Source organism: Streptomyces sp. I05A-00742 (genome assembly GCF_013055795.1).
In the GTDB taxonomy this organism is placed as follows: domain Bacteria; phylum Actinomycetota; class Actinomycetes; order Streptomycetales; family Streptomycetaceae; genus Streptomyces.
On record NZ_JABETO010000051.1, the window covers coordinates 1 to 22506 of the forward strand.

19 protein-coding genes are annotated in these 22506 nt (G+C 71.4%); 4 read left to right on the plus strand and 15 right to left on the minus strand.

Annotation, left to right across the window (positions count from 1 at the left end):
* Positions 1–48: 48 nt before the first annotated feature.
* The 8 genes from lepB to proS all read right to left on the minus strand — a co-directional run bounded on the left by lepB (position 49) and on the right by proS (position 6036).
* Entirely contained in the window at positions 49–882 is an 834-nt protein-coding gene (gene lepB, locus HN013_RS29205; protein WP_171171542.1) for a signal peptidase I, read from the minus strand.
* 45 nt (positions 883–927) lie between these two features.
* The gene (gene rplS, locus HN013_RS29210) at positions 928–1278 is read right to left on the minus strand and encodes a 50S ribosomal protein L19 (protein ID WP_004944863.1); all 351 of its coding nucleotides are present in this window, start codon (positions 1276–1278) and stop codon (positions 928–930) included.
* A 130-nt stretch (positions 1279–1408) separates the two neighbouring features.
* Positions 1409–2224 carry a tRNA (guanosine(37)-N1)-methyltransferase TrmD gene (trmD, locus tag HN013_RS29215; RefSeq protein ID WP_171171544.1) on the minus strand — a complete coding sequence of 272 codons (816 nt, stop codon included), beginning with the start codon at positions 2222–2224 and terminating at the stop codon, positions 1409–1411.
* Positions 2224–2775 (minus strand): ribosome maturation factor RimM, encoded by a 552-nt coding sequence (rimM, locus tag HN013_RS29220; RefSeq protein ID WP_171171546.1) that lies wholly within the window; start codon positions 2773–2775, stop codon positions 2224–2226. The genes trmD and rimM overlap by 1 nt, the downstream gene beginning before the upstream one ends.
* Positions 2776–2896: 121 nt before the next feature.
* Entirely contained in the window at positions 2897–3136 is a 240-nt protein-coding gene (locus HN013_RS29225) for an RNA-binding protein (RefSeq protein WP_020868149.1), read from the minus strand.
* A gap of 2 nt (positions 3137–3138) precedes the next feature.
* Positions 3139–3579, minus strand: a complete 441-nt coding sequence (gene rpsP / locus HN013_RS29230) for a 30S ribosomal protein S16 (protein WP_171171548.1) — start codon at positions 3577–3579, stop codon at positions 3139–3141.
* Positions 3580–3797: 218 nt separating this feature from the next.
* Entirely contained in the window at positions 3798–4388 is a 591-nt protein-coding gene (locus HN013_RS29235) for a hypothetical protein (protein WP_004944874.1), read from the minus strand.
* 223 nt (positions 4389–4611) lie between these two features.
* A complete protein-coding gene (gene proS, locus HN013_RS29240; RefSeq protein ID WP_171171549.1) occupies positions 4612–6036 on the minus strand; it encodes a proline--tRNA ligase in 1425 nt (474 codons plus the stop codon).
* 285 nt (positions 6037–6321) lie between these two features.
* Here proS and HN013_RS29245 point away from each other — a divergent pair, with 285 nt between their 5' ends.
* Positions 6322–7146, plus strand: coding sequence for a class I SAM-dependent methyltransferase (locus tag HN013_RS29245; RefSeq protein WP_171171551.1), 825 nt, complete (start codon positions 6322–6324; stop codon positions 7144–7146).
* Between the two features lie 106 nt (positions 7147–7252).
* On the opposite strand, the gene ffh is transcribed toward HN013_RS29245, so the two are convergent.
* The 5 genes from ffh to HN013_RS29270 form a co-directional block, all read right to left on the minus strand.
* Positions 7253–8797 carry a signal recognition particle protein gene (ffh, locus tag HN013_RS29250; RefSeq protein WP_171171553.1) on the minus strand — a complete coding sequence of 515 codons (1545 nt, stop codon included), beginning with the start codon at positions 8795–8797 and terminating at the stop codon, positions 7253–7255.
* A gap of 258 nt (positions 8798–9055) precedes the next feature.
* On the minus strand, positions 9056–11440 hold the full coding sequence (locus HN013_RS29255; RefSeq protein WP_171171555.1) for a [protein-PII] uridylyltransferase: 2385 nt from the start codon (positions 11438–11440) through the stop codon (positions 9056–9058).
* 22 nt (positions 11441–11462) lie between these two features.
* On the minus strand, positions 11463–11801 hold the full coding sequence (locus tag HN013_RS29260) for a P-II family nitrogen regulator (protein WP_004944889.1): 339 nt from the start codon (positions 11799–11801) through the stop codon (positions 11463–11465).
* Entirely contained in the window at positions 11798–13078 is a 1281-nt protein-coding gene (locus HN013_RS29265; protein ID WP_171171557.1) for an ammonium transporter, read from the minus strand. The genes HN013_RS29260 and HN013_RS29265 overlap by 4 nt, the downstream gene beginning before the upstream one ends.
* Before the next feature lie 363 nt (positions 13079–13441).
* On the minus strand, positions 13442–14908 hold the full coding sequence (locus HN013_RS29270) for a hypothetical protein (protein WP_171171578.1): 1467 nt from the start codon (positions 14906–14908) through the stop codon (positions 13442–13444).
* Between the two features lie 614 nt (positions 14909–15522).
* On the opposite strand from HN013_RS29270, the gene HN013_RS29275 reads away from it, so the two are divergent.
* Positions 15523–16194: a bifunctional DNA primase/polymerase gene (locus tag HN013_RS29275; RefSeq protein WP_171171559.1), complete on the plus strand. Its 672-nt coding sequence runs from the start codon at positions 15523–15525 to the stop codon at positions 16192–16194.
* Positions 16195–16292: 98 nt separating this feature from the next.
* Here HN013_RS29275 and ftsY read toward each other — a convergent pair whose 3' ends face one another.
* Positions 16293–17525, minus strand: a complete 1233-nt coding sequence (gene ftsY / locus HN013_RS29280; protein WP_171171560.1) for a signal recognition particle-docking protein FtsY — start codon at positions 17523–17525, stop codon at positions 16293–16295.
* 255 nt (positions 17526–17780) lie between these two features.
* On the opposite strand from ftsY, the gene HN013_RS29285 reads away from it, so the two are divergent.
* Positions 17781–19277 (plus strand): cytosine permease, encoded by a 1497-nt coding sequence (locus tag HN013_RS29285; RefSeq protein WP_171171579.1) that lies wholly within the window; start codon positions 17781–17783, stop codon positions 19275–19277.
* 147 nt (positions 19278–19424) lie between these two features.
* Here HN013_RS29285 and HN013_RS29290 read toward each other — a convergent pair whose 3' ends face one another.
* The gene (locus HN013_RS29290; protein WP_212764956.1) at positions 19425–20690 is read right to left on the minus strand and encodes a hypothetical protein; all 1266 of its coding nucleotides are present in this window, start codon (positions 20688–20690) and stop codon (positions 19425–19427) included.
* Positions 20691–21185: 495 nt separating this feature from the next.
* On the opposite strand from HN013_RS29290, the gene HN013_RS29295 reads away from it, so the two are divergent.
* The gene (locus tag HN013_RS29295; protein ID WP_249375563.1) at positions 21186–22121 is read left to right on the plus strand and encodes a hypothetical protein; all 936 of its coding nucleotides are present in this window, start codon (positions 21186–21188) and stop codon (positions 22119–22121) included.
* Positions 22122–22506 lie beyond the last annotated feature (385 nt).

Below are 22506 nucleotides of genomic sequence, written 5' to 3' on the forward strand. Positions count from 1 at the left end.
GCCGGCCGGCCCGTCCGCCCCCGGCCGCCACCCCTCCCGCGGGCGCGGCTACGGTGCCCCACGCGCGCCCCCGCCGTGCGCGGCGCCCGGCCGCGGCTCCGGGACGTCGGCGAAGGCGTCCGGCTGCTCCACGGAGGACCACCGGCCGAACGGCCAGCCGATCCAGTCCGCGCGGCCGATGACCCGGTCCACCGGGACCATGCCGCCGCCCGGCGCCCCCAGGTGGTCCCGCCCGTCCCGGGACGCGCTGCGATGGTCGCCCATCACCCACAGCCGCCCCTCGGGCACCACGACATCGAAGGGCACCCGCGAGGAAGTGTCCCCGGGGAAGAGATAGTTCTCGGTGATCACCCGGCCGTTGACCGACAGCCGCCCCCGGTGGTCGCAGACCACCCGGTCACCGCCGACGCCCACGACCCGCTTGACGTAGTCCGTCGGCGCCGGCTGCATCAGGCCGACCGACGAGGCCACCTTGCGCACCACCGTCGTCACCGCGTTCTCCGCCGGCTTCTCCTGGACGAACGAGCCCAGTCCGTCGAAGACCACCACGTCCCCCCGCCGCGGCTCGTCCCCGAAGCGGTAGGCCAGCTTGTTGACCAGCACCCGGTCCCCGGGCCGCAGGGTGTTCTCCATCGACCCGGACGGAATCACGAAGGGCTGCACCACATAGCTGCTGACCAGCATCAGGAAGGCCAGGCAGCAGACCAGCAGCACACCGGCGCGGCGCAGCGGGCCGCCGCCGGTCAGCCACCGCCACGCCCTCCGGGGCAGGCGGGTGACGGGTGAAAGGCCGGATATGCGCGAAGAGCGCGACCGCTGCTCCTCGCCCCCGAGGGGGTGGGGAGAGCGGTCGCGCTCCGAAAGCTGTGCGTCGGTGTCCATCGACCCGAGAGCCTATCCGGCCGGGCCGGGACGCCGGGCGGAAGCTCAGTTGTCGCGCTTCTCCTTGATCTTCGCGGCCTTGCCGCGGAGCTCACGGAGGTAGTACAGCTTGGCGCGACGGACGTCACCGCGGGTCACGAGCTCGATCTTCTCGAAGATCGGGCTGTGGACCGGGAAGGTGCGCTCGACGCCGACCGAGAAGGAGACCTTGCGGACGGTGAAGGTCTCGCTGATGCCCGCGCCCTGGCGGCGGATGACGACACCCTTGAACTGCTGGATGCGGGAGCGGTTGCCCTCGATGACGCGGACGTGGACGTTCACGGTGTCACCGGGACGGAAGGCGGGGACGTCGGTGCGCAGCGACGCGGCGTTGACGTTGTCGAGCAGGGAGGACATGAGTCTTCTCTTCCTCGCCGATGCCACAGGTCATCGGCGGAATTCGTGCGGAAAGTAAGGGTGCCGTACTGCCCCCGGCGGACGTCGTTCCCCCTGTGGCAGGGGCGCGCGCCGGACGCAAGGCAACGGCTCATTCTTCCACGTCGGGGGCCAGTCGCCCAAATCGGCCGTCGGGACCCGGGGCCCAGCCCAGGATGGAGAGCATCTCGCGGTCCTTCTTGTCGAAGGACGCGGGCTCGGCGCGCTCGATGAGGTCCGGCCGGTTCAGGTCGGTGCGGCGGAACGCCTCGTCGCGGCGCCAGCGGGCGATCTTCCCGTGGTGGCCGCTGAGCAGCACGTCGGGGATGCCGCGGCCGCGCCACTCCGGGGGCTTGGTGTAGACGGGCCCCTCCAGCAGGTCGGCCATGGCGCCGGTGGCGAACGAGTCGTCGCGGTGCGACTCCGCGTTGCCCAGGACGCCGGGGAGCAGCCGGGCGATGGCCTCGACCATGACGAGGACCGGGGCCTCGCCGCCGGCCAGCACATAGTCACCGATGGAGACCTCGCGCACATCGAGCCGCTCGCCGTACTCCTCGATGACCCGGCGGTCGATGCCCTCGTAGCGGGCCGGGGTGAAGACCAGCCAGGGCTTGGCGGACAGTTCGACGGCCAGTTCCTGGGTGAACGGCCGGCCGCTGGGCGTGGGGACGACCAGGACGGGCTGCTCCTCGCCCGCGCCGGAGGCGAGAACGGAGTCCAGTGCCTCGCCCCAGGGCTCGGGCTTCATGACCATGCCGGGACCGCCGCCGTACGGGGTGTCGTCGACGGTGTTGTGCTTGTCGTGCGTCCATTCCCGCAGGTCGTGGATGCGGACGTCGAGCTGTCCGCGGGCGCGGGCCTTGCCGACAAGCGAGACGTTCAGCGGTTCGAGGTACTCGGGGAAGATCGTGACGACGTCGAGGCGCATCAGCGGTCACCCTCGTCACGGCTGCCGGCGACCTCGGCCCGGTCGGCGTCCAGCAGGCCTCGCGGCGGGTCGATGACGGCGCGCTGGGCCTCCAGGTCGATCTCCGTGACGATCTCCTCGACGAAGGGGATCATCACCTCGGTGCCGTCGGGGCGTTCGACGATGAACAGGTCCTGGGACGGCAGGTGGGAGATCTCGGTGATCCGGCCGACCCCGGTGCCGTCGACGGTGACGACGTCCAGGTCCACCAGCTGGTGGTCGTAGAACTCCTCGGGGTCCTCGGGCGTCTCGTCCGGGTCCACGTCGGCGATCAGGAGGGTGTTGCGCAGGGTCTCGGCGGCCGTCCGGTCGGCGATGCCGGTGAACCGGAGCAGCAGCCGTCCGCTGTGCACCCGTCCGCTCTCGACGGTCAGCGGTCCCGCGCCCGCGGGGTCGGTGGCCAGCACGGCCCCGGGCCCCAGCCTCAGCTCGGGCTCGTCCGTCCGCACCTCAATGCTGACCTCGCCCTTGATGCCATGGGCGCGGCCGATCCTGCCCACTACGAGCTGCACGATGTCCGTTCCTTCTCCACGCTCTTATGACAACGGGGTCCTGCGACCACGGGTCCTACGACATGACAACGGGCCGGGAAGGAGAACCCTTCCCGGCCCGTGCCGGATGCTCTGCCGCTGGTCAGCGGACCTGGTCCACATCGACGAGGTCGACGCGGATGCCACGGCCGCCGATGGCGCCCACGACGGTGCGGAGCGCGCGGGCGGTACGGCCGTTGCGGCCGATCACCTTGCCGAGATCGTCCGGGTGGACCCGGACCTCCAGCACACGCCCCCGGCGCAGGTTGCGCGAGGCCACCTGCACCTCGTCGGGGTTGTCGACGATGCCCTTGACCAAGTGCTCAAGGGCCTCCTCCAGCATGCTCAGGCCTCGGTCGACTCGGCGGACTCGGCGGCGTTGGCAGCCTCGTCCTTCTTCTCCGACTTCTTGGCCTTCGGGGTGATGGCCTCACCCTTCGCCTCGCTGGCCTCGAGGGCCTTGGTGAACTCCTCGAACGCGGCGCGCTTGTCCTTGGGCTCGGCCACGAGCATCGGAGCCGGGGCCGGCAGGCCCTTGAACTTCTGCCAGTCGCCGGTGACCTTGAGGATGGCCATGACGGGCTCGGTCGGCTGGGCGCCGACGCTCAGCCAGTACTGCGCGCGCTCGGAGTTGACCTCGATGCGCGAGGGGTTCTGCACCGGGTGGTACAGACCGATCTCCTCGATGGCCCGGCCGTCACGGCGGGTACGGGAGTCGGCGACGACGATGCGGTAGTGAGGCGAACGGATCTTGCCCAGACGCTTCAGCTTGATCTTGACTGCCACTGGAGTGGTGTCTCCTGGTCTTGACGTGGTGGGCACAACGGGATGCCACGTGGGGTTGCGGTACTCGGAGTGCCCGATGGACGCGTCAGCCGGAGGAGAGAGGGGTCCTGTACGACTGTCGAGTACAGCCCCCCATTCTGCCATACGCGCCCGGGCGCCCGAACCCGGCCCCGCCCCGGTCCGGCCCCGGCGGACACCGGGGACGGGCGGGTCCTCCGTCAGCCCACGGACATCGCCTCGGGGATGCGGAACGGCTGGCCGCAGCCACCGCACATGATCGGCGCCTGGGCGAGCACGGACGGCACCACACGGACGTTGCGCCCGCAGTCGCACACGGCCTTGACCCGCACCCCGCCGCCCGAGGAGCCGTGCCGGGCGGCCGGTCCCCGGAAGGTGCGCGAGGTGTCGGCGGCGGTGGCCATCGTGTGCGCCTTGAGGGCGCGCTGCAGTCTGTCGATGGTGGCGCGGTAGCGGCGGCGCGCCTCCGGGTTGAGCACGACCAGGGAGAAGCCGCTGCTGGGATGCGGCTCGTCGCTGTGGTCGAGGCCCAGTTCCTCGGCGATCGCCAGGAACCGGCGATTGTGGTAGCGGCCGGCGCGTGAGGTGTCCCGGACACCGCGGGCGGCCGCGATGCCGTGCACTGCCTCGTGCAGCAGCCGTTCGAAGGAGAGCTCGGCGCCGCAAGCGGACGACGACTCCCCGATCAAGGATTCGGGCGCGGCGAGATCCGGCAGCTCGGGGTGGAACCGCTGAATGTCGGCCCACGCCTGCGCCAGTTCTGCGGCGAGAACAGGTGGTGTCGTGCTCACGTCGTGACAACGAGTCGGGGCGGTCCGGTGTTCCGATACCGGGCCATCCCAAATAATTTGCACGTACCAGTCAGTATCCCTGCGATACCGGCCCACCCGCCCCGACGAGGGCGGGTGCCCCGATCTGCACAGAAGTGCGGAGAAGTCGCAGAAGTACGCACGCCTGTTCGCAAGCCGGGGCGAACTGACCCATAAGTCAGTTCGCCCCGGAGGTGTGCGAGTGTCAGTACGCCCGTGCGACGAGGGCGATCGTGCCGGGGGCGTCGTCCGCGTCCGGCACCCCGCCGTCCTCGGTCACCAGGCAGCGCACCGTCACGGCCTGCTCGGCCAGCCTGGCCTCGCCCTCGGTGCCCAGCACCGACCACGGGATGCGCGCCCAGCCACCGGCGACGGCGGCCTCGGCGGCCTCCTCGACGGTCGACACGTCCGCCGTGCGCTCCTCGCGGCGCTCGCGCGACTGGCGCAGCAGCAGCGCCTGGTCCTCCTCCAGGACCTTCGGCAGCAGCGCGGCCAGCTCCGCTGCGTTGTCGACGCGCACCTGCTCCTTGCCTCCCGGGATCCGGCGGGCCAGCATCGCGGTGCCGTTCTCCAGGTCGCGCGGACCGATCTCGATGCGCACCGGGACGCCCTTGAGCTCCCAGTCCACGGCACGGCGGCCGAACGGAGTGTCCGTGCGGTCGTCGACCTGCACCCGGACACCGGCGGCCTTCAGCTGGTCCCCGATCTCACGGACCTTGGCGATGACCGCGTCGTCGCCCTTGATCGCGAGGACGACGGCCTGCACCGGCGCCAGGCGCGGCGGGACGCGCAGTCCGTTGTCGTCGCCGTGCGACATGATCAGACCGCCGACCATGCGGGTGGAGACGCCCCACGAGGTCTGCCAGACCAGCTCCTGGTGCCCGTCCTTCGACAGGTACGAGGTGTTGAACGCCTTGGCGAAGTTCTGGCCCAGCTCATGGCTGGTGCCCATCTGCAGGGCCTTGCCGTCCCGCATCATGCCTTCGAGCGTGAGGGTGTTGATCGCGCCCGCGAACCGCTCCTTGGGCGTCTTGCGGCCGAGCACCACGTCGATGCCCAGGACGTTGACCATGAAGTCGTAGTACACGTCCCGGTGGATGCGCGCCGCGTAGTCGCGCGCGTCCTCGTAGGTCGCGTGCGCCGTGTGGCCCTCCTGCCAGAGGAACTCGCTCGTGCGCAGGAAGACGCGCGGACGCATCTCCCAACGGACCACGTTCGCCCACTGGTTGATCAGCAGGGGCAGGTCGCGGTAGCTCTGCACCCACTTCGAGAAGTACTCGTTGATGATCGTCTCGGAGGTCGGACGGACGACGACCGGCTCCTCCAGCTCCTTGCCGCCGCCGTGCGTGACGACCGCCAGCTCCGGGGCGAAGCCCTCGACGTGCTCGGCCTCGCGCGTCAGGTACGACTGCGGGATGAAGAGCGGGAAGTACGCGTTGGAGGCGCCCGCGTCCTTGATCCGGGCGTCCATCTCCTGCTGCATGCGCTCCCAGAGCCCGTACCCGTACGGTCGGATGACCATGGTGCCGCGCACCGGGCCGTTGTCGGCCAGTTCGGCCTTGTTGATCAGGTCCTGGTACCAGCGCGGGAAGTCTTCCGCCTGCGGAGTGAGAATGGGAGCCTTTGCCATGGGGCGAATGGTACGGGCCCCGTCGGGCCGAGTGTGAATCCGTCCGCCCGCAACCCCGCGTTCCCGGCCTGTTCAGGGTTTGCGGCTGGGTATTCATCTCATGCGGTGCGCCGCGGCACATGCCATCGTGGGCGTACGGGAACGTTCTCGCGCCATCCCCCTGGACTCGCGGGCGGATGCGGGGTTCCCTGGCTTGGGGGGAAGTGCGGCAGCGGCGCGCACGACAGCACATGGGGGGCGGCACTTCGGTCAGAAAACCGAATTCGGCGGATTGGGGCGCATGCGATGACACCAACGCTCGTGCGACGGCACCGGCCGTCCCCGTCGCCGCTCCGGTCGCGGGCCCGCGACTGGGCGGAAATCCAGGAACGCATGCTCGTACCGCTCTACGAAGCGGTCTACGAGCGGCTGGAAGTCGATGCGGGGACCCGGCTGCTGAGCCTGGGCTGCGGATCGGGTCTGGCCCTGCTGATGGCGGCCTCCCGGGGGGCCACCGTCTGCGGTATCGACACGGACGAACGCCGGCTCGACCTCGCCCGGGAACGGCTGGCGGCCCACCCTTCCACCGCGACGGCCCGGCTCGGCCACGGTGACGCGGACAGCGTCGCGGAGCCGGCCGACCCACCGTTCACCCTCGTCACCGCCTTCGACCCGCTCTACTGCGCGGGCGGCAGCACCCGTGACATGGCGGAGGCCCTCCGGCGGGCGTCCTCCCGTGCCCGGCGCGGCGCACCGGTCGTCCTCGCCGGCTGGGGACCTCCGGAGCGCTGCGCGGCCTCCGGCGCCCTGCGGGTCGCGGCCCGGCTGGCCGACCCGATGGCCACCGCCGCCCACTGGCGCCCCAACGGCCGTGACGACCTGGAGGACCTGGCCCGCCTGGCCGGGCTGCGGCCCGACGGCTCCGGGCGGGTGGCGTGCCCGTACGGCTACGCCGACCTGGGCAGCGCGGTCCGCGGACTGCTCTCGACGGGCGCCTTCGACGCGGCGACGCGCACCACCGACCAGGAGCAGGTGTCCAAGGAACTCACCGAGGCCGTCCACCCGTATCTGCGCGGGGACGGCACGGTGTGGATGCCGAATGTGTTCCGCTATCTCATCGCACGCGTGTAGCAACGGCGGGCGTGGCAACGGCGGGGCGCGCGGGGACACGTGAAAAGCCCCCGGCCGCGGGCCGGGGGCTTTCCTCCCGGGGGATCACCCCACGGGGACGACGGGCTCAGCCCATGAACTTCTTGAATTCATCGGGGAGTTCGAAGTTCTTCGCGTCCTGCCCCGGAGGCAGGCCCAACGGGTTGCCGGCCCCCTGTTCCCGACGGGCGGCGGCCGCCTGCTCCTCCGCCTTGCGCTTCATCGGGTTGCCGCTCTGCCGCTTGCCCTTGGCCTGCTTCTGCTGCTTCTTCTTCTTGCCCGCGCCGCCGCCCATGCCCGGGATGCCCGGCATTCCCGGCATGCCGCCGCCCTGCGCCATGCGCGACATCATCTTGCGCGCCTCGAAGAAGCGCTCGACCAGATTCTTGACCGCGCTGACGTCCACGCCCGAACCCTTGGCGATACGCGCCCGGCGCGAGCCGTTGATGATCGTCGGGTCCTGGCGCTCGACCGGCGTCATCGACTTGATGATCGCGGCGGTGCGGTCGACGTCGCGCTCGTCCAGGTTGTTGATCTGGTCCTTGATCTGCCCCATGCCGGGCAGCATCCCCAGCAGCTTGGAGATCGAGCCCATCTTCCGGACCTGCTCCATCTGCGCCAGGAAGTCGTCGAGCGTGAACTCCTTGGGCCCCTTCGCCAGCTTGGCCGCCATCTTCTCGGCCTCGGCCTGGCTGAAGGTCTGCTCGGCCTTCTCGATCAGGGTGAGCATGTCGCCCATGTCGAGGATGCGGGACGCCATGCGGTCCGGGTGGAACGCGTCGAAGTCGTCCAGCTTCTCGCCGTTGGAGGCGAACATGATCTGCTTGCCGGTGACGTGCGCGATGGAGAGCGCCGCACCGCCACGGGCGTCGCCGTCGAGCTTGGACAGCACCACGCCGTCGAAGCCCACGCCGTCCCGGAACGCCTCGGCCGTGTTGACCGCGTCCTGACCGATCATGGCGTCGACCACGAACAGCGTCTCGTCCGGGTTCACCGCGTCCCGGATGTCCGCCGCCTGCTGCATCATCTCGGCGTCGATGCCGAGGCGGCCGGCGGTGTCCACCACGACGATGTCGTGGACCTTGGACTTCGCGTACTCGATCGAGTCCTTGGCGACCTGGACCGGGTCACCGACCCCGTTGCCCGGCTGCGGCGCGTAGACGGCCACCCCGGCGCGCTCGGCGACCACGCTCAGCTGGTTGACCGCGTTCGGGCGCTGCAGGTCACACGCGACCAGCAGCGGCGAGTGCCCCTGGCTCTTCAGCCAGAGACCGAGCTTTCCGGCGAGCGTCGTCTTACCGGCGCCCTGGAGGCCGGCGAGCATGATGACGGTCGGGGCCGTCTTGGCGAAGCGGAGGCGGCGGGTCTCGCCGCCCAGGATGCCGACGAGCTCGTCATTGACGATCTTGACGACCTGCTGGGCCGGGTTGAGGGCCTTGGAGACCTCTTCACCGGTCGCGCGCTCCTTGACCTGCTTGATGAAGGCCCGGACGACCGGCAGCGCGACGTCCGCCTCGAGCAGGGCGATGCGGATCTCGCGAGCGGTGGCGTCGATGTCCGCCTCGCTCAGGCGCCCCTTGCCGCGGAGGCTCTTGAAGGTGGCTGCGAGGCGATCGGAAAGGGTATCGAACACGGCGCTCGTCGGTCCTCGGGGTCGGGGGCGGTGGGAATCGCCCTCCAGGGTATCCGTACCGGCGGTGGGGGTAGCCCCGGTCCCGCCCTTTCACCGTTTCTTGCGCGGGGGCAAGCCCCCGCACCCCCGAGCGCGCGTCCTCAAACGCCGGACGGGCTGAGTCAGCCCGTCCGGCGTTTGAGGACAAGCGGCGAAGCCGCTTTCAAGGGGTCCGGGTCTCCCGGGAAACGGTGAAAGGGCGGGCCCGGGGCACCCCCCTCACACCAGCGCCCGCTCCACCGCCTCAACCACCACCCCCACCTCCCCCAACCGCTTACCGTCCACCCCCGTCACATAAAACGCATCCACCACACTCGCCCCCAACGTAGAAACATGCGCACTCCGCACCCGAACCCCCGCCCCCTCCAACGCCCGCCCGATCCGATGCAGCAGCCCAGGAGCATCCTCCGCCCGCACCTCCAGCACCGTCGCATCGTGCGAGCCGCCCTCCGCGACGGTCACGGACGGCGGTGGCGAGGCAACAGCCCCACGACGGCGCACCGCGTAGGCCGCCTCGCGTTCGGCCAGCCGGCCGGCGACGTCAAGGGAGCCGTCCAGGGCCCGGACGAGGTCGTTGCGGAGCCGGGCCGCGTCCGGGAGGTCGCCGTACTCCGCGGCCACCCGCCACCGGAGCAGCAGGACGTCGTCGGGCACGGTCCGCAGGTCGGCTGTGCGGACGGTCAGGCGGTGCAGGGCGAGGACGCCGGCGGCGGCGGGCAGGACGCCGGGGCGTTCGGGGACGGCGATCAGCAGTTCCGCGCCCTCGTCGGCGGCGGTCAGGGTGAGGACCGGGCCGCCCGAGGCACGCGCCTCCGACGCCAGGCGCGACTGTTCGGGAGTGGGCGGCGAGGGGGCCGCCCGCACCGGGGCCGCCTCCCCCGCCAGGGCCGCCGCCGCACGCCGCACCAGCCCGCCGACCAGCGACGCCCGCCAGTCGTTCCACGCCGCGGGCCCGGTGGCGAGGGCGTCGGCCTCGGTGAGGGCGTGCAGGAGTTCCAGGGTCCCGGCGTCGGGGACCGCGTCCGTGACCGCGCGGACCGTCGCCGGGTCGTCGAGGTCGCGCCGGGTCGCGGTCTCGGCGAGCAGCAGGTGGTGGCGGACGAGCGTGGCGAGGACCTCCGTGTCGGCGTCGCCGAAGCCGAGCCGCGGCGCGACCTCGCGGGCGATGGCCTCGCCCGTCACGGAGTGGTCGCCGGGGCGGCCCTTGCCGAGGTCGTGGAGGAGGGCGGCGACGAGGAGCAGGTCGGGGCGGCCGACGCGGCGGGTGAGGGCGGCGGCGCGGACGCAGGTCTCGATCAGGTGCCGGTCGACGGTCCAGCGGTGCACGGCGTTGCGCTGCGGGCGGCAGCGGACGTGCTCCCACTCCGGGAGCAGCCGGGAGACGATCCCCTCCGCCTCCAGCGCCTCCCAGGCCGCGACCGTGTGCTCCCCGGCCCCGAGGAGGGTGACGAAGCGCTCCCGCGCCTCGTCGGGCCACGGCACCGGCGGCGGCCCGGCGGCCGCCAGCCGCCGCACGGTGTGGGCGGCCAGCGGGAGCCCGGCCTTGGCGGCGGCCGCGGCGGCCCGCAGGGGCAGCACCGGGTCGCGCTCGGGGCGCGCCGTACGGGCGAGGACCGCCTCGCCGTCCTGTTCGACGACGCCCTCGGCGAGGGGGATCCGCTCGGGCTCGACGAAGCCCCCGCGTCCGCCGCGGCCCCCGAACACCTTCCGCAGCCGGGGCCGTCCGGAGCGCGCCCGCAGCACGCGGCCGACCTCGCGCCAGACGACGTCGGCCGCGTAGGAGACCGTGCCCGCCGCCTCGTAGACCCGGCGCAGCAGGGTGTCCGCGTCGGGGTGGTCCAGGGCGGCGGCGACCTGGTCCTGTTCCTGGAGGGTGAGGCGGTCGGTGGCGCGGCCGGTGGTGAGGTGGAGGGCGTCGCGGGTGTCGAGCAGCAGGGACCGGGCCGGTTCGAGGCCCTCGCGCGGGGCGTCGGCGAGCCAGGAGGCGGCGACGGCGCGCAGGGCGGTGGCGTCGCGGAGTCCGCCGCGGGCCTCCTTGAGGTCGGGTTCGAGGAGGAAGCGCAGTTCGCCCTGGCTCCTGCCGCGGTCCTCGCAGAGTTCGCGGAGTTCGGGCAGCCGGGCGGGGGCGCGGTCGCGCCAGTCCGCGTAGGCGGCGGTCCGGACGGCGGTGGTGAGGGCGGGGTCGCCGGCGAGGTGGCGGGCGTCGAGCAGGCCGAGGTGGACCTTGAGGTCGGCGTCGGCGGTCCGGCGGGCGCCGTCCGGGGTGCGGACGGCGTGGTCGAGGGCGATGCCCTGGTCCCAGACCGGGTACCAGAGGCGGTCGGCCACGGCGGCGACGTGCGCGGGGTCGGCGCCGGGCCGGTGGAGCAGGAGGAGGTCGAGGTCGCTGCGGGGCGAGAGTTCACCGCGGCCGTAGCCGCCGACGGCGACGAGGGCGACGTCGTGGGCGCGGCCGAGGAGGGCGGCGAGCCAGGCGTCGGTGAGCCGGGCGAGGCCGGTGCGCAGCGCCGGCCCGGTCCGCGGCCCCCCGTGCAGGAGGCGCAGCCGGGCCGCCGCGTAGCAGCCGGTGCCCGAGTCGGCGGGTTCGAGACGGGTTTCGGTCAACTCGGGCTCCCTGGTGGGCGGTTCAGAGGGCGTCGGGGCCGCGTTCGCCGGTGCGGACGCGGACGACCGTCTCGACGGGGACGACCCACACCTTGCCGTCGCCGATCTTCCCGGTGCGTGCGGTTCTGACGATGACGTCGACGACGTCGGCGGCGTCCTGGTCCTCGACGAGGACCTCTATGCGGGACTTGGGGAGGGTGTCGATCCGGTACTCGGCCCCGCGGTAGACCTCGGTGTGGCCGCGCTGGCGCCCGTGGCCCTGGACGTCGCTGATGGTGAGTCCCTGGATGCCGAACCGTTGCAGGGCGTCCTTGATCTCGTCGACGCGGTGCGGTTTGACGACGGCGGTGACGAGTTTCATGCGTCCACCTTCTCGTTCTCCGGCCGCGGGTTCTCCGGCCGTCGGTCGGGCGCGCCGCGGAGGGCCGTGGTGCCGCCCGCCGCGCTGTGGTCGTAGGCGGTCTCGGCGTGGAACGCCCGGTCGAGGCCGGCGATCTCGTCGTCCTCGGCGGCGCGGAAGCCGACGGTCCGGTCCACGAGCTTCGCCAGGATCCATGAGACGGCGAAGGAGTAGGCCATGACCGAGAAGGCCCCGGCGGCCTGGCGGCCGAGCTGTTCGGCGCCGCCGACGCCGTCGACGGCGAGGAGGCCGACGAGGAGGGTGCCGATGACGCCGCCGACGAGGTGGACGCCGATGACGTCGAGCGAGTCGTCGTAGCCGAGGCGGAACTTGAGGCCGACGGCCCAGGAGCAGACGGCCCCGGCGACGAGGCCGATGAGGATCGCGCCGAAGGCGTTGACGGCGGCGCCGGACGGGGTAATGGCGACGAGTCCCGCGACGGCTCCGGAGGCTGCGCCCAGGGTGGTGAAGGCGCCGTGCCGGACGCGTTCGTAGGCGAGCCAGCCGAGCATCGCGGCGCCGGTGGCCACCTGGGTGTTGAGGGCCATGGTGGCGGCGGTGCCGTTGGCGGCGAGCGCGGAGCCTGCGTTGAAGCCGAACCAGCCGAACCACAGGAGGCTCGCGCCGAGCATCACCAGGGGGAGGCTGTGGGGGCGCATGGGGTCCTTGCGGAAGCCGATGCGCTTGCCGACGACGAGGAGGGCGGCGAGGGCGCCGATGCCGGCGTTGATGTGGACGGCCGTGCCGCCCGCGAAGTCGATCACCTTGAGCTTGAAGAGCCAACCGTCGGCCTGCCAGACCCAGTGGGCGACCGGGAAGTAGACGAGGCTCACCCAGAGGGTGATGAACAGGCACCAGGCGCTGAACTTCACCCGGTCGGCGAGCGCCCCGCTCATCAGGGCGGGGGTGATCACCGCGAACATCAGCTGGAAGAGGGCGAAGGCGAAGACCGGAATGCCTTCCTTGCCGCCCGTCAGGGTGTCGGGCCTGATGCCCTTGAGGCCCAGGTGGTCGAAGTTGCCGAGCAGGCCGCCGCCCAGGTCGTCGCCGAAGGCGAGCGAGTAGCCGTAGAGCACCCACAGCACGGTGACGATGCCCAGCGAGACGAAGGACATCATCAGCATGTTCAGGGCGCTCTTCACCCGGACCATGCCTCCGTAGAAGAAGGCCAGGCCGGGGGTCATCAGCATCACCAGTGCGGCGCTGATCAGTACGAACGCGGTATCCGCTCCATTCACGATCCGTGTCTCCTCGCAGCGGGGCCCGTGCCCCCGTGCGGGCGGGGTTCGCTGTGGGCCGGTGTGGCCACGAGGCTGACGCAGCGCGGTTTCGGACAGGACAGCCGGCTGTTTCGCGGCGGTGACGAAGGCGGCGGGAGTGTTACGGGCGGGTGAATTGCGCTCACCCGGCACCGCACCCGGCCCGGCGGCACCGCGGAAGGTCCGGCGGTACCGCGGAAGGTCCGGCGGCAGGGCAAACGAGGGCCCGAAAAGGGCCGACCGCGGCGACCGTCCGGTCTGACCTGGCGTTGGGGGAGCCGAGTCGGGCTGTACGGGAGGGTCGCCGCGGCCGGGTTCAGGGGCCGGAATCGGGCCGGCCGGTCATACCGCGTGGGCCGCCTCCACCGATTCCGGCAGGTGGACGGCGAGCTGCTCGGTGAGGTCACGGACTTCGCCGACGTCGCCGAAGTCGCGGAGCGCGGTGTCCACCGTCTTGCGCAGCCGGTTGTTGACCCGCTCGGAGCGGACCTGTTTGGCGATCCGGAGGGCCTTGGTCATATGGGCGGTGGACTCCTCGGGCACCCGCTCCATCAGATCGACGGTGGCCAGGCCGATCAGGTTGAGGGCGTACGAGCGCTGGTGCTCGCCGTCCTGCTCGAAGAGGCGGACCGCCTCCTCCATCTTGGGCCGGGCGAGCGAGGCGTACGTCGGGCTGCGCCCCGCGACATAGGCGAGGTCGCGGTAGGAGTGCGCGTTCTCGGCGTTGAGCTCGGCCTCGGAGAAGAAGCGGATCCAGTCCGGATCGGCGTCCCCGGCGCCGCAGTCGGAGAAGCAGTCCTCCGCCATGCCCACGGCCCGTTTGCACTTGGCGGGCTGCCCCATGCTCGCGTAGGCCCGGGCCTCCATCGCATACAACATGGCCTGGGTGCGCGAGGTGGCCGTCTCCCGTGATCCGTACTGCCCGAGGTGGACGAGTTCGAGCGCGTCCTCGGGCCGGCCGAGGTGGATCATCTGCCGGCTCATGCTGGAGAGGATGTACGAGCCGAGGGGCCGGTCGCCGGCCTCCTTCGCGGCGTGCAGGGCCAGCACGAAGTACTTCTGGGCGGTGGGGTGCAGGCCGATGTCGTAGCTCATCCAGCCCGCGAGCTCGGCGAGTTCGGCGGCCACCTTGAAGAGCCGTTTGGAGGTCTCGTCGGCCTGCGGCTCCTGGAGGAGGTCGGTGACCTCGTGGAGCTGGCCGACCACCGCCTTGCGGCGCAGGCCGCCGCCGCACTGGGCGTCCCACGCGCGGAACATCTTGGTGGTGGACTCCAGCAGGTCCAGCTCGGGCCCGGACAGCTGGGGGCGCCGGGCGCGCTCGGCGACGCCGACCGACGTACCGCCCCCGGACGGTGTGGGGACCAGCCAGCGCTGCATGGGCTCGATCAGGGCGGGCCCGGCGGAGAGGGCGAGCGAGGTGCCGAGGAAGCCGCGCCGCGCGAGCATCAGGTCGCTGCGGGAGAACTCGCTGATCAGCTCGACGGTCTGGGGGGCGGCCCAGGGCAGGTCCACGCCCGAGACGGAGGGCGACCGGTGGGCGGTGCGGAGGCCGATGTCCTCCACACCGACGACACAGCCGAACCGCTCGGAGAAGAGCTCGGAGAGGATCTTCGGGATGGGTTCGCGGGGTTGCTCACCGTCCAGCCAGCGCCGCACCCGGGAGGTGTCGGTGCTGATGTGGTGGGCGCCCAGCTGCCGGGCCCGGCGGTTGACCTGCCGCGCCAGCTCCCCTTTGGACCAGCCGCTGCGCAGGAACCAGGAGTTGAGCTGATCGTTGGGGCGCTTCTCCGATTTGTCGGCCTTGTCCACCTTGTCGGCCTTCCCGGACCCCTCGGCCCTGCCGGCCGTGCCCGCACCGTACGCACCGTCGGCACCGCCGGTGCCGCTGACGCTGCCGCCCACTGGAACGCCCCCATCCAGACCGTCCGTTCCTGCGCGTCGCCCGCGCGGAACCGCTGAGTCGCGAACCACCGGCGCACCACGCCGCGCACGTCATCCGCCCGTCCGCGCCGCACCGTTCGCGGCGCTGTCCGCACCGCCGCCCGCGGCACTCGGGCCGAACGGGCGTGAACGCGGACGAGCATGAACGTGGTGGCGGCACCCGGTGGCACCGCCGCGGTTCACACACCGAAAGTAATCCTACGATCACGGTCGAAGCGAGCGCTGTCGAGTAAACGCCACCATTCGCCACCCCAAGGAATGAACGCATGGGGCCTGCCGCGCGCTTGACTTGACATGCGCACCAGAGAGCAGAGGAAGGGCCTCCCGGCAAGAGGTGGATCGATGCGCGCCACGGCGCGCATCGCAGGTCACACCACCTGTCGCACACCTTCGCGCTTCCCTGAAGGAGGTCGTCCGCGACGGTGCGTGTCCGGGACACTCCGACCCGTAACCAACCGCGAAGAGGACCCGTTGGAGGGGGCATGGGCTTCACAATCGGCGGTATCCGGGACCTGCGTTCGAGCTCTCGGCGCCGGGGCCGCGCGTCCGATGCCGTGACCGTCGTCGCGGAGTGCACCGGGCTGTGGGGCTGGGACGTGGCGCCCGGGGCACGCGCGGTGCGCACGGGACAGCAAGTGTCGTGTTCGTGCGGCGCCGGCGACTGCCCCTCCCCCGGGGCCCATCCCCTCTCCTTCGCCCCGGTGGTCCCGGCGGGCGCCACGCTGGACGAGGCCGCGACGGCCTGGGCGCAGGTGCCCGGGGCGGCCGTACTGCTCCCCGTGGGACGGTCGTTCGACGTCCTGGAGGTCGCCGAGGCGGCCGGGCGGCACGCCCTGGCCCGGCTGGAGCGGATGGGTCTGCCGCTGGGGCCGGTGGCCCTCACCCCGCACGGCCGCGCGCTGTTCTTCGTCGCTCCGGGCGCCGCGGCCGAACTCCCGCAGCTGCTCTACCGGATGGGCTGGGACGACGCCCGGCTCGACCTGCACGGACTGGGCGTCGGCGACCATGTCACCGCGCCGCCCTCCGACTTCGCCGGGCTCGGCCCGATGCGCTGGCTGCGCCCCCCGGCCCTGGACACCGCCAACCGGCCGCCGGAGGCCCGGCTGCTGCTGGGCACGCTCGCCTACGTCTGTCACCGCTCGGGCATGGCCTGAGCGCCGCGGGGGCCCGAAACCGCGAGGGCCCGGGAATGCAGAACGGGTTCCGCCGCGATCCCTCCGCGACGGAACCCGTTCCCCGGTTTCGGCGACGCTCAGTCGCCGATGAGGGCGTCCACGAACGCCTCGGGCTCGAACGGCGCGAGGTCGTCCGCCCCTTCGCCCAGACCCACCAGCTTGACCGGCACGCCCAGCTCGCGCTGGACGGCGACGACGATGCCGCCCTTGGCCGTGCCGTCGAGCTTGGTGAGCACGATGCCGGTGATGTTCACGACCTCCGCGAACACCCGGGCCTGGACCAGACCGTTCTGACCGGTGGTGGCGTCCAGCACCAGCAGCACCTCGTCGACCGAGCCGTGCTTCTCCACGACGCGCTTGACCTTGCCCAGCTCGTCCATGAGGCCGGTCTTGGTGTGCAGACGGCCGGCGGTGTCGATGAGGACGACGTCCGCGCTCTCCGCGATGCCCTCCTTGACCGCGTCGAACGCGACGGAGGCCGGGTCGCCGCCCTCGGGGCCGCGGACCGTACGGGCGCCCACACGCTCGCCCCAGGTCTGGAGCTGGTCGGCCGCGGCGGCGCGGAAGGTGTCCGCCGCGCCGAGGACCACGGACTTGCCGTCGGCGACCAGGACGCGCGCCAGCTTGCCGGTGGTCGTGGTCTTGCCGGTGCCGTTGACGCCGACGACCATGACGACGCCGGGCTTCTCCTCGCCGTTGGCGCCCACCCCGGGCTCGGTGTGCACGCCGCGGTCGGCCTCGGTGCCGATGAGCGTCAGCAGCTCCTCGCGGAGCAGGGTGCGCAGTTCCTCGGGGGTGCGGGTACCGAGCACCCGGACGCGCTCGCGCAGCCGCTCGACCAGCTCCTGCGTCGGTGTGACGCCGACGTCGGCGGTGAGCAGGGTGTCCTCGATCTCCTCCCAGGTGTCCTCGTCGAGGTGCTCGCGGGAGAGCAGCGTGAGCAGCCCCTTGCCCAGGGAGTTCTGCGAACGCGAGAGCCGGGCCCGGAGCCGGACCAGCCGGCCGGCGGTGGGCTCGGGCACCTCGACGGCCGGGGCCTCGGGCTCCGGCGCGGCCTCGGGCTCCACGACGGGGGCCTCGGCCTCCGCCTCGGGCGCCGGGAGCTCGACCTCCTCGACGGTGCGGCGCTTCTCTTCGCGCGGGGTCTCGGCCTCCTCGCCGATGTGGGGCTCGGCGGGCGGCGCGGTGACGGACGGGCTGCTCGGCGGCGCCGGGGGCAGCTGCTTCTTCTTGCGGCTGCTGACCACGAGCCCGCTGATCGCGCCGAGCGCGACCACAGCGATGACTACAGCAAGGATGACGATTTCCATAACGGACCCAGTATCGGCCACCCCGGCGTTCCGGCGCCGCAGCGCCCGGGAGCGCCGGACTCTTGTGCTTTTCCACAAGGACCAATGGCACTAACTGCGCAAAGTTAGATCAAAGTACGATGGCCTGGGCTCGCGCGACGCGCGTAGAGTCCGAACGTTCCATTCTGTCCCCTTCCTGCTCAGGTCTGTCCCCCTTCCTGCTCAGGCCCCCGCCCTGTTCACACCCCGCACGGAGCCCCCGATATGGCCCCCACCATGGACAACGCTGCCGAAGGCGCCAACGTGTCCAGCACCGACGGCGCCGCAGGCGCCATCGAGACCCGCGGCATCGAGCCTGTCCCCGATCACGAGCGGCACGGCCGGGTCCGGGAGCTCTTCCCGACCTGGGTCGCCGCCAACATCAGCGTCCTGCTGCTCACCATGGGCGCGGCTCTGATCGTCTTCAACTCCCTGAACTTCTGGCAGGTCCTGATCGTGGCCGCGTGCGCGGCCCTGGTGTCCTTCGGCCTCGTCGGCGTCCTGTCGGTGTCCGGCAAGTGGGGCGGCGCGCCGGGAGCGATGCTCTCCCGCGCGACGTTCGGCGTCCGCGGCAACCTCTTCCCGGGCGCGATCCTCTGGGTTGCCCGCTTCGGCTGGGAGACGATCAACGCGGTCACCGGCGCGTACGCCGTCCTGACCGTGCTCGACCTGGTCTTCGGTGTGAAGAGCAACACCCCGCTCATCGTGATCACGCTGCTGGCGTTCGTCGCCTGCACGTTCCTGGTGAGCGGAATGGGCCGCAAGGCGCTCAACGTCTGCAACACCTGGTCGACGTATCTGTTCGGCGTCTTCAGCGTGCTGGTCCTGGGCTACCTGATCGCCAACATCAAGTGGGACGACGTCTTCTCCAAGCCCGCCGGCACCACGGCCATGATGATCGCCGGCATCGGCACCATCGCCGCCGGCGGCATCAGCTGGGTCCCCACCGGCCCGGACTTCGCGCGCTACCTGCCGCACTCCGCCTCGGGCAAGAAGATCGTCGGCACGACCGTCTCCGGTGCGGGCCTCGTCATGGTGCCGATGGTGCTCATGGGCGCCGTGATGGCCGTGGCCACGCCCGGCCTGGCCGACGCCCCGGACCCGGTGTCCTTCCTCGGTGACATCCTCCCGACCTGGCTGGCGGTCCCCTACCTGATCACCGCGATCGTGGGCATGCTGCTGATCAACAGCCTCTCGATGTACTCGGCCGGCTTCACCGCCCAGACCATGGGCGTCAAGCTGCCGCGGGCCATGGCCGTCAGCATCAACGCCGTGATCTCCCTGGTCGGCGGCCTGCTGCTGATGCTGGTGGCGAAGAGCTTCCTGAGCTCCTTCATCACCTTCCTCATCCTGCTCGCCGTCTCCTTCTCCGCCTGGATCGGCGTCTACGCCGTCGACATGGCCCGCCGCCGCTCCCGCGCCGTCCGCTACGACGCCGAGGCCCTCATGGACACCGGCCGCACCAGCCGTTACTGGTACGTCGGCGGCTTCTGCTGGCAGGCCATGACCGCCTGGGGCGTCGCCCTGCTCGCCGGCCTCGCCTTCACCAAGTGCGACTGGTTCACCGGCCCGCTGGCCACCACCTTCATCGGCAAGTACGGCCTCGGCTGGGGCGCCACCATCGTGATCTCCGCCGCGGTGATGGCCCTCCTCCCGACCCCGCGCGAGAACGGCCCCGCCCCGGTGCCCGCCCAGCGCGCGGACCACGACGAGCCCGCGAAGGCTTCCGTCTGACGGATCCCGTCCTGACGGCGGTCCCCAAGGCCCGGTTGTGGTCTTGGGGACCGCCGTTGTCGTATGGGGAGGGTGTCGATGTCGATGCCCGGCTGATCGAGGCGGATGCCTGGCAGCAGATCTTCGACGCTCACGAGGTGGGAGCTGTCAGACTGCGATCAAGGTGTAGGTGCCCGTCCCGTCCTGCCTGCCGCTGGAGTACTGGCGGATCAGCTCTCCGTCCGCGTACCGGTCGTGGCCGACCATGGAGCCGGTGTACTTGTTCTGCAGGCCGACCTTCGAGCTGCCGGGTACGTCGCGGTAGATGTAGAACCGTTGGAGGTCGTCCTCTGCGCAGGTGGCCGTGGTCAGGTAGGCCTGCTCCCGGTTGGCGATGTTCGACGGGATGGTCGCGCATCCGCCGTTGCCCCAGTTCCACAGGGTCGCTTCGAGGACCCCGTTGTTCTCGGTCACGTTGCACAGCCGCCAGTTGTCCAGGTGGGCGCTGGAGAGGTTCGATGTGCGGAGGCGGATGCCGTCGTTGGCCAGGAGCGGCGCGCTCCAGTTCAGGGGCTTGCCGGGGACATGGATCCGGTAGACGGCGCCGGGCCGGCAGTCCAAGGCGGCCCGCGCGATGGGCCTGGCGGCCTGGGCGACCTTCATGTCCTGGGCGGCGTTGTCGGCTTCGTACCTGGTCTCGACGGCCTTTGCCGATGGCACCGGCCCGGCCGCGCGCTTCGCGGTGGCGGCGGCGGAGCCGCAGCCAAGAAGGTCCTGCGCCTTGCGCATGATGCTGCCCGCCGGCACCTTGTCCTCGCAGCGCACCGCGCCCTCTTCGAGGGTCGTGTAGGTGGTGTAGCTGCCGCTGTCGGGGCCTTCGACCCATTTCAGGCCGAAGGTGCCGCCGCCCAGGTCCACCCGGTTGCAGTTGAGGCTGCCGTACGTGCCGGTGACCTTCTTCGTTCCCTCGTAGAGGCCGTAGTAGCCGGGCTTGCGGAAGTCCCAGGTGATCGACTTCGAGGTGCTGCTGGTGGAGGTGTAGTTGACCTGTACGTTCAGGCCCAGGCTCGCGCCGACGGTGCCGAGGAGATCGACGGCGAAGCTGCCCTGGACGGTGCCGTTGAGGCCGACGGAGACCGAGATGGTTTCCTGGGTGCTGGTGCTGATGGTCTGGGTACCGGTCGTGCCCTCGGTGACGAACCAGCCCTTGAAGTGGGTGATCGCCGGGGCGACTTCGGTGCTCTTGACGATCGGGTGGCGCTTGCCGAGATCGGCTGCGGTACAGGTCTGGCCGGGCTGGACCGCCTGCCCGGCGGCGGCCTGCCCGGCGGCCGGGGCGGCGCCGGCCGGGGCGGCAGCCAGGCCCACGGCGGCCGTCGCGGTGGCTATGAGAGCCCCGAGCCCTCTGCTCAGACGGGTTCTTGTGCGGCGCATCGTTTTCCCCTGCCGTGTGGTCTGTGAGGTGAGTGAAAGTAGCGCCGCCGGAGGCCGCAGGGCGATACCACAACTGGCCAAATAAAATCAAGAACTGTCCCGTATTCGGTTGGTGGGCAAGGGAGTTGACGGGTTCCATGACTTCGGTGTGCCCGCACAGGGGCCACCGAAGGAAGGGACCATCCTTTGAAACCCCTCAGACGCGGCCTGGCGGCGATAGTCTCGCTCGCCCTCACCGCAGCCCTGTGTGGCCTGGGCACCTCACCGGCCACAGCCTCCCCCGCGAGTCGGACGACCCCTCAGGGGCACGGCACGTGCACGGAAACCGCCCCCGGCTCCGCACTGCAACGCCGGGGCACGGCCTGGACCTGCATCAAGACGGAACCCGCCGCCGCCCCCGCCATACCCGGCCCCACACCCCCCAACCCGGCGGCAGAGCTCTGCACCCGCGATGAGAAAGAAGGCGCGATTGTCTCCGACCGCCTGAGGTACTGCGTGCGCCACTGGGTCATCTACGCGACCCTCGACGTGGAGGAAAAGGTGTCCGGGTACGCCACGGTCTTCGTCGCTGCCGCCGCCTGGATGCCCTCTCTGCCCCACGCGCAGTGGGCGGAAGACATCGAGATCTCCGTCACCCAGATGTCGAACGTCGACGAGGTGACGCTGGCCCTGAGCTCCACCTGCAGCGGGCAGTGTGTCGCCGGGCCGCCGGCCTGGGGCGGCGCACCCGCACGCTTTACCGCCGCCGGGCAGCACAAGAGCGGCTCCCTCACCTACCGCTCGACCGTCGGCAAGGGCTTCCACTCGACGACCCAGCCCACCTACCGCGTCACCGGGTCCATCGTCGACACGGCGGGGGAGTCCGCGACCATCAAGCCCGAGTGGTGGGGCCCCGAGGTGCGCTGTGACCATGAGGTCGACCAGTGGGCCGGCTGTATCGTCCCGAGGCACACGGCCAAGGTGACGTTCTCCAAGTCGGTCTACCACGGGGCGGCTGTCGCCTACGAGTGGGCACAGAAGAAACTCCTGGGCCACTTCGGCGACGCCGGCCACCCGCTGACCCGGTGGGTCGACCCTCTCGATCCGAAAGCCAAGAAGCGGCGCGCCCTGACCTGTGACCGTGCCCCGGACCCTTTCATAAGCGGCGCCACCGGGGTACCCAACGACTCCTGCGACGAGTACCCCTTCGCCAGGTCCTGGCAGGGCGGGAATCCCGGCACCCAGTGTGTGGACATCACTCCACGCCAGATCGGCGGCGTCTGGGACATCGCGGGCGTCACCGTCGACCGTGGCACCCCGCCCGACGCGCCCTGCGTCCGTGCCCATGTCGACCTCAAGGACAACGAGGAGGCGGGTGGTGAGTTCGGGCGGGCGGTGAAGTCCGACCGCATCATCGACAGCGAGGCGTTCATAGTGGTCATCGTTCCGTGACCCCTTGGCCGGCGCTGCGCCCGACGTCGCGCAGGTAGCCGGCAGGCGTCCCCGAGGCCGCGGAGCCGGGCCGACACAGCACGAGCAGAGACCCGGCCCCACCTGCCCGAATGGCGCCACCGCCCGCAACTGGCGTGACGCGCTCTCGCACCGCGGCACCCCGATCGTCCCCATCAGCTTCCGCGAGCACGACTGTCAGCCCTGCCCGGTCCCCATCGACGCCTGGTGCTCGGACAGACCCCGGGCCCGGACGGCGACGACCCAGTACGCGTCGGGCGGACGCCGTTCAACATGCCGGTCCGGTCCCCGACTCATGGCAGGTGCAGACGCAGGGCAGCGATTCAGTGCACCGGACGGTGGCTCCTTAGCCGGTGACGCGGCGGAT

What these genes read in the sequence shown, in the direction of transcription:
- lepB (WP_171171542.1), bottom strand. Translation starts at nt 882, where the DNA reads ATGGACACCGACGCACAGCTTTCGGAGCGCGACCGCTCTCCCCACCCC.
- rplS (WP_004944863.1), bottom strand. Translation starts at nt 1,278, where the DNA reads ATGTCCTCCCTGCTCGACAACGTCAACGCCGCGTCGCTGCGCACCGAC.
- trmD (WP_171171544.1), bottom strand. Translation starts at nt 2,224, where the DNA reads ATGCGCCTCGACGTCGTCACGATCTTCCCCGAGTACCTCGAACCGCTG.
- HN013_RS29225 (WP_020868149.1), bottom strand. Translation starts at nt 3,136, where the DNA reads ATGCTGGAGGAGGCCCTTGAGCACTTGGTCAAGGGCATCGTCGACAAC.
- proS (WP_171171549.1), bottom strand. Translation starts at nt 6,036, where the DNA reads ATGGCAAAGGCTCCCATTCTCACTCCGCAGGCGGAAGACTTCCCGCGC.
- HN013_RS29245 (WP_171171551.1), top strand. Translation starts at nt 6,322, where the DNA reads ATGACACCAACGCTCGTGCGACGGCACCGGCCGTCCCCGTCGCCGCTC.
- HN013_RS29260 (WP_004944889.1), bottom strand. Translation starts at nt 11,801, where the DNA reads ATGAAACTCGTCACCGCCGTCGTCAAACCGCACCGCGTCGACGAGATC.
- HN013_RS29275 (WP_171171559.1), top strand. Translation starts at nt 15,523, where the DNA reads ATGGGCTTCACAATCGGCGGTATCCGGGACCTGCGTTCGAGCTCTCGG.
- ftsY (WP_171171560.1), bottom strand. Translation starts at nt 17,525, where the DNA reads ATGGAAATCGTCATCCTTGCTGTAGTCATCGCTGTGGTCGCGCTCGGC.
- HN013_RS29285 (WP_171171579.1), top strand. Translation starts at nt 17,781, where the DNA reads ATGGACAACGCTGCCGAAGGCGCCAACGTGTCCAGCACCGACGGCGCC.
- HN013_RS29290 (WP_212764956.1), bottom strand. Translation starts at nt 20,690, where the DNA reads ATGCGCCGCACAAGAACCCGTCTGAGCAGAGGGCTCGGGGCTCTCATA.